The following is a 14,474-nucleotide window of genomic DNA, read 5'->3' on the forward strand; positions in this document are numbered from 1 at the left end:
CTTTGCAGAAAGGGTCGAACCTTTAATTTTGTCTCCAACAAATATCCCCATGAAATTCGACAGAAAAAGATATTCCCAGGAAACCCTTAGAAGTTTATACAGAAATCTGCTGATGCCGCGGATGATCGAAGAAAAAATGATCATTCTGCTGCGGCAGGGAAAGATCAGCAAATGGTTTTCCGGGATTGGTCAGGAAGCGATCTCAGTTGGCGCCGCCATGTCGCTGAATCCCGATGAGTATATACTGCCGATGCATCGAAACCTGGGGGTTTTTACTAGCCGGGAGATTCCGCTGAACAGGCTTTTTGCACAGTTTCAGGGAAAATTGTCCGGTTTTACCAGCGGTCGTGACCGGTCTTTTCATTTCGGAACCAATGAACACCATATCGTTGGTATGATTTCCCATTTGGGGCCACAGCTGGCCGTGGCAGATGGTATTTCCCTGGCTTCGCGTCTTTCCGGTGCCAATGGGCTGTCTTTGGTATTTTCCGGAGATGGGGGAGCGAGTGAGGGGGATTTTCATGAGGCGCTGAATGTTGCGGCAGTATGGGACCTGCCTGTCATCTTTGTTATTGAGAATAATGGTTACGGATTGTCGACACCGAGCAATGAGCAATTCCGCTTTCAGTCTTTTGTTGATAAAGGTCCGGCCTATGGCATGGAGGCAGTGCAGGTAGACGGTAACAATGTCCTTGAAGTATATGATACCATCAGCCGGCTGGCACGTTCCATTCGCAAGAAGCCGCGACCCGTACTGGTGGAGGCACTTACATTCCGAATGCGCGGTCACGAAGAGGCCTCCGGCACGAAGTATGTGCCTGACAAACTGATGAAATCATGGGCAAAGAAGGATCCCGTTGAAAACTATGAGAAGTTTCTGATCAATGAGGGAGTCCTTGATGAAGCGCTCATTGGTGAAATCCGGACGGAAATTGCAGATGAAATCGAGGAGGGATTAAAACAGGCCTATGCGGAGGAGATCCCTGTGGCAGATACCAATAAAGAGCTCGGGGATATGTACTGTCCGTCAGATGCGGTTGCTGTAAAACCTTCTTCGGGGAACGAATCGGAGAAAAGATTTGTGGATGCCATATCAGATGGGTTGCGGCAGAGTATGGAGCGATTCGACAACCTTGTTCTGATGGGACAGGATATCGCAGAGTATGGAGGAGTGTTTAAGGTTACCGACAAATTTGTAGATGCATTTGGCAAGGATCGCGTACGAAATACTCCTTTATGTGAATCTGCCATTATCGGAATAGGCCTTGGACTTTCCATTGCTGGTTACAAAAGCATGGTGGAGATGCAATTTGCGGATTTTGTTACCTGTGGATTCAACCAGATCGTAAATAATCTTGCCAAGGCACATTACCGATGGGGACAACGTGCCGATGTGGTGATCCGCATGCCTACCGGGGCAGGTGTTGGTGCCGGGCCCTATCATTCACAATCGAATGAAGCGTGGTTCTTCCATACACCGGGATTAAAGATCGTTTATCCCTCAAATCCTTATGATGCCAAAGGACTGTTGGCGGCTTCAATCGAAGATCCGAATCCGGTCTTGTTCTTTGAACATAAGTTTCTTTACAGATCTCTAACGGAATCGATTCCCGACGATTACTATACACTTCCTATGGGGGAGGCGAGGGTTGTTTCAGAAGGAACCGATGTGTCGATCATTACCTACGGCATGGGAGTGCACTGGGCGAAGGAAATTCAGGGGTCATTTGAAGGCAGGTCAATTGAAATTGTCGATTTGAGATGTCTGCTGCCCTGGGATAAGAAAACAGTCGAGGCATCTGTGAAGAAAACAAACCGGGTACTTGTGCTTCATGAGGATTGTTTAACGGGAGGAATTGGAGGTGAGATTGCTGCATGGATCGGGGAGAATCTTTTCGAATATCTCGACGCACCGGTTATGCGTTGTGCAAGCCTTGACACAGCGGTTCCTTTTTCGACAAAACTTGAGGAAAACTTTCTTCCGAAAGGTCGGATCGCTCAAAAAATAAAAGATTTGCTGGAATTTTAATTAATTTGTTGCGTTAAAGTAATACAAGCGGCTGCTTACGGAACATTTTACTGAATTGTCTTACATCACTTTTGTAAAGCAGTTTCCTTTTAGCTTCTTGTGGTATTCACCCATGCGGTGAATTTTTTGAACGAGCTCAGATTTTTTGCAAAAAGTAACTACATATAACTATCCGTATCGTAAATCCGGAATTAACTGGCTATTTGGTCTTTTCCTGATCCTGTGCATGGTATTGTCTTCGGTACCGAAGGAAGTCCATGCCCAAAAGAAGGATAAGGCTAAAAGCAACAGAAAGGAGTTGCGTGAAGTGCGATTTAAGACCCGCAGCCGGCAGGGTGAAAAGGCCTATAAAGGTGACATTTCCGGGCGCAGGGTACAATCCCGAAGTCCGCGAATCCGGAGTACGGCAAAATATGCCCAGCCAAACCCCTATGCCGGGCGAAAAAGTATGAATGAGAAGCAGCGGATGAAATATATCCGTTCTTCCCCCAGGTTTTCCAACAGAAATAATGAGAAGGCAGGCCGTGGTGCTGTGTTTACCGATAAGTCGAAACGTGTTACTTTCACAGGGAAAAATGCGTACCGACACCAGGTGGTGAATTCGGCCAGCAGGGGTTCCGAGAGAAATGTTGTTAAAAAAAGAATTGTTCCGCGAACCACTTCAGGTGCGTATGTGATCCGAAAGCGCAAGCGGCCGTATGCATGGAAGGATAAAACGTTGTGGGAAGATGCCTACAAGGGTGATATCGCCGGCCGGCCGGTACGTGTCAAGCGGACTGTAGACAGGCCCTCTATTCAGGGGGCGCCAAGAACGGCAAACCGATCCTATACCCGAAGGGGCGATAAAGCATATTCCGGACGTATGCGCAGTGGATTTTTATCGGTTTCTGGTGGGCGTCGTGAGAAAGCATACAACGGACGTGCGGCAGGAAGCTACATGTCTGCTACTAAGCCCTCTGAAAGAGCATGGAAAGGTGACATTGCCGGATTCAGGATCAGCTCGGTCCGTTCCAGGACACCAAAATGGAATAAGGCCGATGGCCAGCAGTATTATAAATCGGCCCCGGTGGATGATAAACCCTATAAAGGGAATATCAAAGGGCGGAATTTTATGACTTCAAAACGTCAGACGGAAAAGGCGGGTAAATCCGCCGGTAAAGGTAATCTGACTATTTCTCTCAAATCGTCGGTAGGGAATTTCGCGGGAAATATGAGATCGCGAAAACGACTCAAAGGTGGTGGAAGTGTTTCCAGGAACCAGTGGAATAATGGGGGCAGGCCTGTCGACAATCGAAAAATTCAATCGCAGGATCTGAAGGTTGCCGGCTTTACCGGTTCGATTCGCGGCAGGAGGAAAGCCCCGACTAAAGGAGGAGGGTCCATTTCCAACAGCGGATGGAACAATGATGGCAAACCGGTGGACAACCGAAGAATTCAATCACAGGATGTAAAGATTGCCCGGTTTAGCGGCAATCTTAAGTCGCCGGGCAAGCCCTACAAGGGACGGCGAAATCTGACGGTAGGATTCCGAATGCATAATAACGATGGCAAGCCGGTTCCATCTATGGGGCACAGCAAACAGGATTCACAGATCGAAGGTTTCTCCGGTAATCTGAAAGGCAGTAAAAAGCCAAAGGGTGCCGGGGGTAGTATATCGGTGTTGCCATGGAATAATGATGGCGAGCCGCTCGAAAGAAGGACTGTTTCTGCTGAGGCCAGAAAGGCAACGGTATCTACGGGTACATTCAAAAGAACATTTAAATACACCCGAAATCCGCAGGCACATGAAGATGCCCTTAAGAAGCGTCCAGCAGGTAAAAATTACTATGAAGCAGGCAAATATGCGGGCAATGTGCGCATGACACAACGTTATGAGAAGAAGCCCTTCGCAGCGGATGGAGCCCTGAAAGGAATCGGACCGTCCCGTGCGATGATTCAGGCCAGTGCGTACCAGGGAAATGTGAAAATGTCTAAGAATAACATTCGGAACAGGCATCCGTCATATAAGTTCGAGGATGACCGTGCCAGTGCAAAATCAAACTTCAATTTGAAACTTTTCTGGTCAAAATTGTTTAAGAAACAGGAGAACCAGCCTGCTGTCGTAAAAGAAAAAGTGCGTGAGCCACGATTCGACAAAGGGGAAAAAGGTCTCTGGAATGATTAACTATGCATTGGAATACAATCAATTCTGTCGTTCAGATCGGCGAAATACTGGAAAAATCACATACCCAACCAATCGTTATTTTTAAGCACAGCTACCGGTGTGGCATCAGCAGCATGGCCTTTGACAGGCTGAAACGTTATTGGAATGCAGAAGAAATGGAACATGTTGAGGCTTATACGATTGACGTGATCGGTGACCGTGAAGTGAGTTACGCAATCGCGGATGAACTTGGCGTTCGTCATGAGTCTCCGCAACTTCTGGTAGTAAAAAATGGTCAGGTTGTTTATCACGATTCCCATATGGGCATTCAATACGATCCCCTGAAAGCGGCAGTTCAGGGTTGAATCCGGTTGAAGTTAAAGGTGACATCCTGAATCAAATCAGCCGAAACACTTAATGCTACCGGACATGTTCTTGCGGCTTCCGTAAGAATTTTTTCCTGTTCTGCCGTCCCGACCAAACCTGGATGAGTGAAGGTGATGCGAACCTTGCTCACTTTGCGAGGGTTGCTGGCCATTATCTTTTCAATCTCTGCCTTAAGACCCTTAAGATCAATGCCTTCACGATTTGCGGCAATGCCCATGAGGGTCATCATACATGTACATAGCGCTGTGCAAAGTGTGTCTGTGGGCGAAAATGCTTCTCCTTTTCCCTGATTATCCGTAGGTGCGTCGGTAATCAGTATACTGCCCGACTGAAGGTGCTCTGTGCGGGTCCTTAATTCTCCCAGGTACTCAGATGTCATTGTGATCATACCGCGAATTTTAAAAATCTAAACTAAAATCAGATACATTATGTTAGTATTTCGCTAAATTAGTTAATCATTCGGCAATTCATTGTATGTCCAGAGTACTCATACTTATTCTGATTTTCCTCATTCCTTCGCTGCTTTTTGCGCAAGAACAGCCGGACGTGTATGACAATGAGTTTGTCTGGGGAGTTAGTAAGAATACTTCAGGTGGGCTCATCGGGGGATTTATGGCAAGGAAGTCAAGGAGACTGAATGACCGGATGTTTGAAAGTTTTGGAATCGAGCTGGTGAACGTGAAGCATTCACAGGAGATCAGGCGAAATTCAATCACCGGAAATTTTTATATCTACGGAAAGAGTAATTATCTCTATTCGATACGGGCACAATATGGCAGGGAATATATTCTTTTCCGGAAAGCTCCTTCACAAGGGGTTGAGATCAAAGCCATTGGAGCAGTAGGGCCTTCTATTGGTATTCTGGCACCGTATTATATTGAATACACCACAAGCCGGTCTGCAATCATCAGCCGTACCGAGCAATATAATCCCAATAATGAAGATCACAGTATCGATCAAATACTCGGGACAGGCCGACTTTTCCAGGGATTGTTTGAATCGAAGCTTCGGATAGGAGCAAACCTGAAAGCCGCATTAAGTTTTGAATTGGGTACTTCCAAATCGAATGTAACCGGTTTTGAAATCGGGATGTTGCTGGACGCATATGCCGGTGATATCATTTTGATGCCCACAGCGGAGAACAAATCTGTCTTTCCGACCGCATTTATCACTTTATTTTACGGATCCCGCAGATAATCGGAAACCCTTTCTGCTTGTATTGGGTTTAATACCTAACTTTGAGGAACAAATTCAGGCATTATGATTGAATTACCCGTTGTAGAAAAAAAGCAAATCAGGAAACCTGACTGGTTGCGCGTTAAACTTCCGGTAGGGAAAGAATACGCGAAGGTTAGAAAGCTGGTTGATGACCATAAACTTCATACTATCTGTGAAAGCGGCAATTGTCCGAACATGGGTGAATGCTGGGGAGCCGGAACGGCGACGTTCATGATCCTTGGTAATGTATGTACAAGGAGTTGCACATTTTGTGCAGTCGCTACCGGCCGCCCGCCGGAGTATGATGAGCAGGAGCCGACACGTGTTGCTGAAGCGATCAAACTGATGGGTGTGAAACATGCGGTTATCACTTCTGTGAACCGTGATGAGTTGAAGGATCGAGGCGCTGAAATCTGGTATCAGACGGTCGTTCAGACAAAAAAACTAAGTCCGGATACAACTATTGAGACGTTGATTCCTGACGTAAAGGGTAATTGGGATGCCCTTCACCGAATGATTGAGGGTGGCCAGGAAGTTGTTTCCCATAACATGGAAACTGTAGAAAGGCTCTATCGAAGGGTTCGCCCGCAAGCCAAATATGAGCGAAGTCTTGAGCAGATCCGCCGGACCAAGGATGCCGGTAAACGTACCAAGTCGGGTATTATGCTGGGTGTGGGTGAGACAGTGGATGAGGTCCACAAGGCGATGGACGATCTTGTAGCCAACGGCCTTGATATTCTTACCCTCGGTCAATATCTGCAGCCTACAAAAATGCATCTCGAGGTTGCGGAGTTCATTCACCCCGATCAGTTTAATGCATATCGGGAAGAAGGATTGAAGCGCGGTTTGAAATATGTGGAGTCTGGTCCACTGGTTCGCTCATCCTACCATGCCGAGCGGCATGTGAATGTTCCTATTTGATTATAATTAAGAACTAAAGGACCCCTACTACAGACGTCATCCCGGTATAATCTCCTGGCCTTGTGCCGGGAGTCGAACCGGGATCTTTTGTGAGCCATTCGATAGTATGGTAACTATCTTACCCGTCTATCTGTCTTCCATCAGGCCATAAAAAAAGCCGCCCTTTGGAGGCAGCTTTTCTCGTTTGATGTCGCTAACCGATCTTAATTGGATCCGCTTTCGGGGGTAATGTCGACCTTGATGCGGCCGTCACGATTTGCGAGTTCCCAGGCAGTAAAGAATACCAGCTGGGCACGCTTTGCAAGCATTTCAAAGTTGATCTTATCAACCGTGTCAGAAGCCTGATGGTAATCTTCATGCACACCATTGAAATAGAAAATTACCGGAATGTTGTTCTTGGCGAAATTCCAGTGGTCGGAACGGTAGTAAATTCTGTCCGGATGATTCTGGTCATTGTAGGTATAATCGAGATCCATCTGCGTATAGGTGCTGTTTGTACTTTCGCTGATAATATGAAGTTCAGTCGAGAGCTTGTCAGACCCCACCACATACACATAGTTTGGATTATCCTTGTGTTCCGGGTCTACCCGGCCGATCATATCGATATTCAGGTCCACCACGGTATTCGCGAGAGGGAAAACCGGATTAGCCACGTAGTATCCTGAGCCGAGCAGCCCTTTCTCTTCACCTGTGACGGTCATGAACAATATGCTGCGTCGTGGTCCGTGTCCTTCATTTTTGGCTGTCACGAATGCTTCGGCAATTTCCAGGATTGCACTGGTTCCGGAACCATCATCGTCTGCACCGTTGTATACCTTGCCGTCGTTCACGCCAACATGATCAAAATGAGCTGTAAGAACGATTATTTCATCTTTCTTATCTGTTCCTTCCAGGAATCCCAAAACATTTTCCGATTCAACGGTCTTCAGTACTGAGCTGACGCTGTAACCGATTTTCTTGGATTTGATCTTCTTGATGGAGCCTTCCTTCAACTCAGGGAGCTGTTCAAGGTTGAGGTTTAAAATATTTGCCGCGGTGGAAGGACTTACAAAAAATACTTCCAGGTTGTCATTTGAGGAATCTTCAGGCTTGTCGATGGAGAGCCGTCCTCCTGAAAGATATCCTTTCAATTGCACTGCCATGGTTGCGAAAACTTCATCGCTCGGTGCATTTAGGATCAGCAAAAGAGCAGCACCCTCTTCTTTCAGCCTTTCGGCCGATGCACGCCAGGAACGCATTCCCTGCGCTTCGATCATTACCGCTTTTCCGGCAACTTTCAAATCAGCAGTAGCTTCTTCTGAGCCATCTCCGCCGTAAATCACCTCGAGTCCTTCATTGGTTTTTGTTCCGCCGGAGCCTATGTGAACAACATCTCCAAAATTTTCATAATTCTTATCACCTACAGTCAGGAAGGTTTCACCCGGAACGTTCGTGTATAACGGCACCGACTGGTAAAAGGACCTTCCTCCTTCAATGGAAACGGGGGCTTCCAATCCCAGACTTTTGAAATGCTCACGAATGTAGGCTGCTGCCATTTTCTGACCTCTTTCACCTGTTTCACGTCCTTCAAGTGCATCAGATGCCAGAATGGTCAGGTCATCAGTAAGATCTTCTACTGTAATCGTTTCGGCATATTTCACAGCCGTTTCATCTTTCTGTGCATGTGCAGTCATGACCAGACCGAATGCAACAATAAATGGAATAATTTTTTTCATAATATAATTTGCAAGTAAACGACAAAGATGCGCTACATTTTATTAATAGTTCAACAAACTCTGGGTAAAAGGCTGCATGGTTATTTGAACGTTATACTTTGTTTTTGGTTAGATATGAAAAGGAAAATTTATCCTATTTTTGCACAGCCAAACGGGCGGCAGATACACTAAAAATTCTACAGACAAAAATGAAATTAGAGGTTAACGATTTCGAGCGTTTTGACAGCAGGCATAACGGAGCCGATCAGGAGCAGATCAATGACATGCTTTCCTTCATTGGGGCATCATCGATGGAAGAGCTGATCGGTCAGACCATACCGGATGCAATCCGTATTTCAGGGGAAATGAATCTTCCTGCCGCACGGCCGGAACATGTGTTCCTGTCGGATTTCAAGAAACTGGCATCAAAGAATAAAATTTACAAATCCTACATCGGTGCGGGTTACTATCCAACCATTACTCCTCCGGTTATTCTGCGTAACATCCTTGAGAACCCGGGATGGTATACTGCCTACACACCTTACCAGGCAGAGATAGCCCAGGGCCGGCTGGAGGCACTTATTAACTACCAGACCATGGTGTCGGATCTCACGGGAATGGAGATTGCGAATGCTTCACTTCTGGATGAGGGGACTGCTGCTGGTGAGGCAATGGCTATGTTCTTCGGAAGCCGTAAAGGATCGCGTAAAAATGCCATGACGCTGGTGGTCGATGACAGCATGTTTCCACAGACGATCGATGTACTCAAGACACGTGCCACACCGCTGGGCATTAATCTTATTATTACTGACATCACGACTGTGGATCTGACGAATCCTGATCTGTTCGGTATATTGCTGCAATACCCGAATGACAAGGGAGCTATTTCAGATCCTTCTGCACTGATAGCAGCCGCAAAGGAACAGGATCTTTTTGTCGGTGTGGCGGCAGATCTGCTCAGCCTGGTTCTGCTTAAAGCACCGGGTGAAATGGGTGCAGATGTGGTCTTTGGGTCTAGTCAGCGTTTTGGCGTACCCATGGGTTACGGCGGACCACATGCCGCTTTTTTTGCTACCCTGGAGTCATTCAAGCGCCAGCTTCCCGGAAGGATCATCGGTGCGTCTGTAGATAAGAACGGGAATCCCGGTTACAGAATGGCGTTGCAAACGCGCGAACAGCACATCAGAAGGGAAAAGGCCACTTCCAATATATGTACAGCCCAGGTATTGCTGGCTGTAATGGCAGGAATGTATGGTGTTTATCACGGGCCGGATGGGCTGCGTCGCATTGCAGGACGTGTGCATGGATTGACAAGATTACTGGACGCAGGTCTTAAAAAATTGGGGGTTCCGCAGTTGAATGACCATTATTTTGACACGCTGTATGTGGAGCCGGGTAATGATCAGAAACTCAGAATGGCGGCTGAAGCGGCTGAGATGAACTTCCGTTATTTCGGTGACGGACATGTAGGAATCTCACTGCATGAATTAAGTACGGTAGAAGATGTTCAGGAGATACTTGATGTATTTGCAATGTCTGCCGGAAAAGAAAAGATAGAAGTTGCTGGTATGGCGGGCGGACTGGAACTGAACTGGCCATCGGCCCTGGTTCGTTCATCGGATTTTATGACACACCCGGTATTTAATACGTACCGTTCTGAACATGAAATGCTCCGCTACATGAAAAAACTCGAGAACAAGGATCTTTCGCTGGTTCACAGCATGATCTCCCTGGGCTCATGTACGATGAAATTGAATGCAACTACGGAAATGATCCCGGTCACCTGGCCTGAATTTGGAAATATTCATCCATTCGCACCCGTTGATCAGGCAGCAGGTTATTGGGAGATGTTTGCTGATCTTACCAACTGGCTGAAAGAAATTACAGGGTTTGCAGGCGTATCCCTACAACCGAATAGCGGCGCGCAGGGAGAATACGCGGGACTGATGGTTATTCGCGCTTATCATGAAAGCAGGGGTGATACACATCGGAATGTTACCCTGATCCCTTCATCCGCTCATGGCACAAACCCTGCCAGTGCGGTAATGGCAGGAATGAAGGTAGTCATTGTGAAATGCGATGATCGCGGTAATATTGATGTTGATGATCTGCGTGAAAAAGCGGAAGCCAATAGTGATGAACTAGCAGCACTAATGGTAACATATCCAAGTACACATGGGGTATTCGAAGAAAGCATCCGCGAGATCTGTGATATTATTCATCAGCATGGCGGACAGGTTTATATGGATGGCGCGAACATGAATGCTCAGGTGGGTCTTACTTCTCCTGCCAACATAGGCGCCGATGTTTGTCACCTGAATCTCCATAAGACATTTTGTATTCCTCACGGTGGTGGCGGACCCGGAATGGGCCCTATTGGGGTTGCCGACCAGCTTGTGCCCTTCCTGCCCGGAAATCCATGGGTAAGAACCGGAGGGGATCAGGCGATCACTTCAATTTCTGCGGCGCCTTTTGGTAGTGCAAGTATCCTTACCATCTCCTATGCCTATATCGCGATGATGGGGAGAAAAGGGCTGACGCGGGCTACTGAACTGGCAATTTTAAATGCGAATTATATCAAGCAACGCCTGGCAGATCACTACCCGGTGCTTTATACCGGAAAACACGGTCGGGTTGCACATGAGATGATCATTGACTGCCGTGAATTTAAGAAAGCCGGCATTGAAGTGGAGGATATTGCCAAGCGTTTAATGGATTACGGCTTCCATGCACCGACTGTTTCTTTCCCTGTAGCCGGGACTATGATGATCGAGCCCACTGAAAGCGAAGCAAGGGAAGAACTGGACCGTTTCTGTGAAGCAATGATTAGTATTCGGGAAGAAATCCGGGAAGTTGAAGAGGGCAAAGCCGATGCGGAGCAGAACGTGCTGAAGAATGCACCGCATACTTCTGTTGTTATTTCTGCCAATAGCTGGGAATTCCCTTACAGCAGGGAAAAAGCAGCCTATCCGCTTGAGTTTGTCCGTGAACACAAATTCTGGCCATCAGTGGGTCGTGTGGATAATGCATACGGAGACAGAAACCTGATGTGTTCATGTCTGCCTGTGAGTGATTATAATGACGAGGTAGCGGCAGTATAAGATTTAAGTATACATTAGCCGGGCAAATTCACGAATCTATGTCGCTGAGTTTGCCCGGTTTTTTATGTGGCTGATTCAAATAATACATGGAGGACTGTTTCACCCACTGCGTCCAGTGTTTCCCGGCTGATGATTTCCATATTGTCCTTATGGGTGTGGTGAAAATCTCCGAATGAATTGTCATTCACATCAGTAGGAATAATATCGATCATCGGGATATTCCTGTAGAGATTCACGAAAACATGGTCATCTGTAATCGGACCGCTGTTCCGGGGTATGAAGTGATTGCTGTAACCTAGCTTGGCTGCAGTTTTCCATACCTTATCAACGATAAGCGGGGCTACTTCCATGGAATATCCCTCACGATAAAATGTGGCGTTTTCACCGCCCACCATATCAAGGAGAATGCCAAAATAGGCAGAATAGTTAGGCTGATGCGGATTCTTCGCCCAGTATTGGGATCCCAGGCACCACCAGCTGTCCAGTCCTTCCGGCAAGGGCACAGATCGCTGCGTTCCGGTATCATTACCCCAGTCTTCGCCATCGAAAAGAATTATATCCACTCCTACGCCCGGATCCTGAGCAGAGATGATCCGAGCGATTTCCAGCAGCACACCCACACCGCTGGCACCATCATTGGCACCATCGATTGGTTCGTCCTGGCGCTCACTGTCCTTGTCGGCAAACGGCCGTGTATCCCAGTGTGCCGCTAACAGAATGCGGCGTTTATTCTCCGGCCTGAATGAAGCAATGATATTTTTCAGGTTTACCTGTTTTTCATCGAAAGTTGTGGCCACAAAATCCTGTTCAGTTACTTTGGCTCCATAGGACTTCAGTTTGGCAACGAAGTAGGTCGCTGCCTGCCTGTGGCTTTCGGTGTTGGGAACCCGCGGACCGAAATTTACCTGTGTTTCCACGTAGTGATAGGCGCTGTCGGCGTTAAAATCAGGAATATCCAGCGCAACGGTCGATGCTTCTTCAGAAACGGAAACTTCTTTGCTTGCGTTATTGTTATTACATCCTGCAAAGGTGAAACTCAGGACCAATGCCGGTACGAAAAAAATATGTTTGTTCATAAAGCGATTTTTTTCACTTGGGAGCAGAAATCGTTCCAATCATTTAGTGATCGGTATTTGTAAAGCAAATGAAATTGGTTTAACTTTGCCTCCGAAAATACGAAATTAGTTTGAGGGGACTAGCAGTCCCCTCTTTTTATATCGTGGAATGATGTCGGTAGACCAGAAAATCAGGGAATTGTGTGAAAGTCTGTTATCGGATGCCAGTCACTTTATTGTGGAGGTGGATGTAAGCAGTTCTGGAAGCCGTTCCAAAGTGAAGGTGTTGCTTGATGGAGATAATGGTGTGACAATAGATGATTGTGCATCGATGAGCCGGCAGTTGGGTTCGATTCTTGAAGAGCAGGAAGTCCTTGACGGCGCGTACACGCTGGAGGTATCATCTCCCGGGGTGGACTATCCACTTTCTTCGGAACGACAGTACCGCAAGAACATTGGCCGGAATCTTAAGATCAGAAGATCAGATTCAAAGGAGATCAAGGGCAAACTGATTTCAGCGGGCAAGGATGGTATCGAAATATCCTATACCAGTGGTAAAGGGAAAGATAAAAAGGAAGTACAGGAAGAAATTCCTTACAAAGAAATAGAAAAAGCGATTGTTCAGATTTCATTTAAATAAAAGTAAAAGATGGATGCGTCAGTATTAATTGAATCATTTGCGGATTTTGCGCGGCAGAAGAACATAGACCGTCCGACCATGATCAGGATCCTGGAGGATGTTTTCAAGACAATGATTCGGAAGAAGTTTGAGACAGACGAGAACTTCGATGTGATTATCAACGCCGACAAGGGTGACCTTGAAATCTGGCGTTTCAGGGAAATTGTTGACGACAACTCCGAGGATATTTGGGATCACGATAAGATAAGCCTTACTGAAGCCCGTAAGATTGAGCCTGATTTTGAGATTGGTGAAGAAGTGGCTGAGGAAATCACGCTGGAGGATTTTGGACGTCGGGCTGTCATGACGGCGCGTCAGACATTGATTCAGAAAGTGAAGGATCTCGAAAAAGATATTCTCTTTCAGAAATATAAGGACCTGGTGGGTGAGATCATCAGTGGCGAGGTTTACCAGATCCTGAGCCGTGAGGTTTTATTGATCGATGCGGAAGGAAATGAGATCTCAATACCTAAGAATGAACAGATCGGGAAAGATCGTTTCCGTAAGGGAGATCAGGTTCGTGCGATTGTGGACAGGGTGGAAATGGTGAATGGAAATCCGAAGATCATTCTTTCGAGAACAAGTCCGGTATTCCTGGAAAGGTTGTTTGAAAGTGAAGTTCCCGAAGTATATGACGGATTGATCACCATTAAGAAGGTGGTTCGTGAGCCTGGTGAACGCGCCAAGGTTGCTGTTGAATCGTATGACGACCGTATTGATCCTGTAGGTGCGTGTGTTGGTATGAAGGGATCACGTATTCACAGTATTGTCCGTGAATTACAAAACGAAAATATTGATGTGATCAATTTTACTGAGAACATGGATCTGTACATCAGTCGTGCACTTAGCCCTGCGAAGATCAGCAGTATGAAGATCAATCAGGATGAAGGCCGTGTTGCGGTATTCCTAAAGCCCGACCAGGTTTCGCTGGCCATTGGTAAGGGTGGACAAAATATTAAATTAGCCAGCAGGTTAGTTGGATTGGAGATCGATGTATTCCGTGAGTTGGATGAACTTGAGGAGGAGGATGTGGATCTTGACGAATTCAGCGATGAAATTGAAGATTGGGTAATTGATGAACTCAAGAGAATTGGTTTGGATACAGCAAAGAGTGTGCTTACCCTAACCAAGGATGAACTGGAGCGGAGAACAGACCTGGAGGAGGAAACAATCCAGAATGTTCTGAAGATCCTTCGTCAGGAGTTCGAATAATCAGATTTTTCATTTAATAAAATAAAAAGGAGATA

General features: G+C 46.6%; 11 protein-coding genes. 8 read left to right on the top strand and 3 right to left on the bottom strand.

Annotation, left to right across the window (positions count from 1 at the left end):
* The first annotated feature begins 49 nt into the window (after positions 1–49).
* The 3 genes from LDX50_RS29330 to ytxJ all read left to right on the top strand — a co-directional run bounded on the left by LDX50_RS29330 (position 50) and on the right by ytxJ (position 4,537).
* Positions 50–2,029, top strand: a complete 1,980-nt coding sequence (locus LDX50_RS29330) for an alpha-ketoacid dehydrogenase subunit alpha/beta (RefSeq protein WP_225699872.1) — start codon at positions 50–52, stop codon at positions 2,027–2,029.
* 145 nt (positions 2,030–2,174) lie between these two features.
* Positions 2,175–4,193: a hypothetical protein gene (locus tag LDX50_RS29335; RefSeq protein ID WP_225699873.1), complete on the top strand. Its 2,019-nt coding sequence runs from the start codon at positions 2,175–2,177 to the stop codon at positions 4,191–4,193.
* A gap of 2 nt (positions 4,194–4,195) precedes the next feature.
* The gene (gene ytxJ, locus LDX50_RS29340; RefSeq protein WP_225699874.1) at positions 4,196–4,537 is read left to right on the top strand and encodes a bacillithiol system redox-active protein YtxJ; all 342 of its coding nucleotides are present in this window, start codon (positions 4,196–4,198) and stop codon (positions 4,535–4,537) included.
* Here the strand turns inward: ytxJ and LDX50_RS29345 are convergent.
* Positions 4,528–4,947 (bottom strand): OsmC family protein, encoded by a 420-nt coding sequence (locus LDX50_RS29345; RefSeq protein WP_225699875.1) that lies wholly within the window; start codon positions 4,945–4,947, stop codon positions 4,528–4,530. The genes ytxJ and LDX50_RS29345 overlap by 10 nt on opposite strands.
* Positions 4,948–5,033: 86 nt before the next feature.
* Here LDX50_RS29345 and LDX50_RS29350 point away from each other — a divergent pair, with 86 nt between their 5' ends.
* Positions 5,034–5,756, top strand: coding sequence for a hypothetical protein (locus LDX50_RS29350; protein ID WP_225699876.1), 723 nt, complete (start codon positions 5,034–5,036; stop codon positions 5,754–5,756).
* 63 nt (positions 5,757–5,819) lie between these two features.
* On the top strand, positions 5,820–6,698 hold the full coding sequence (gene lipA / locus LDX50_RS29355; RefSeq protein WP_225699877.1) for a lipoyl synthase: 879 nt from the start codon (positions 5,820–5,822) through the stop codon (positions 6,696–6,698).
* Between the two features lie 203 nt (positions 6,699–6,901).
* On the opposite strand, the gene LDX50_RS29360 is transcribed toward lipA, so the two are convergent.
* On the bottom strand, positions 6,902–8,413 hold the full coding sequence (locus LDX50_RS29360) for a M28 family peptidase (protein WP_225699878.1): 1,512 nt from the start codon (positions 8,411–8,413) through the stop codon (positions 6,902–6,904).
* A 188-nt stretch (positions 8,414–8,601) separates the two neighbouring features.
* Between LDX50_RS29360 and gcvP the strand changes: the two genes are divergently transcribed.
* Positions 8,602–11,493, top strand: a complete 2,892-nt coding sequence (gene gcvP / locus LDX50_RS29365; RefSeq protein WP_225699879.1) for an aminomethyl-transferring glycine dehydrogenase — start codon at positions 8,602–8,604, stop codon at positions 11,491–11,493.
* Between the two features lie 62 nt (positions 11,494–11,555).
* Here the strand turns inward: gcvP and LDX50_RS29370 are convergent, their stop codons facing one another.
* A complete protein-coding gene (locus tag LDX50_RS29370) occupies positions 11,556–12,569 on the bottom strand; it encodes a M28 family peptidase (protein WP_225699880.1) in 1,014 nt (337 codons plus the stop codon).
* Between the two features lie 148 nt (positions 12,570–12,717).
* Here LDX50_RS29370 and LDX50_RS29375 point away from each other — a divergent pair, with 148 nt between their 5' ends.
* Both LDX50_RS29375 and nusA read left to right on the top strand, forming a co-directional pair.
* A complete protein-coding gene (locus tag LDX50_RS29375) occupies positions 12,718–13,188 on the top strand; it encodes a ribosome maturation factor RimP (RefSeq protein ID WP_225699881.1) in 471 nt (156 codons plus the stop codon).
* A 9-nt stretch (positions 13,189–13,197) separates the two neighbouring features.
* A complete protein-coding gene (gene nusA, locus LDX50_RS29380) occupies positions 13,198–14,439 on the top strand; it encodes a transcription termination factor NusA (protein WP_225699882.1) in 1,242 nt (413 codons plus the stop codon).
* Positions 14,440–14,474 lie beyond the last annotated feature (35 nt).

The sequence above is a fragment of the Fulvivirga sedimenti genome, from assembly GCF_020328055.1.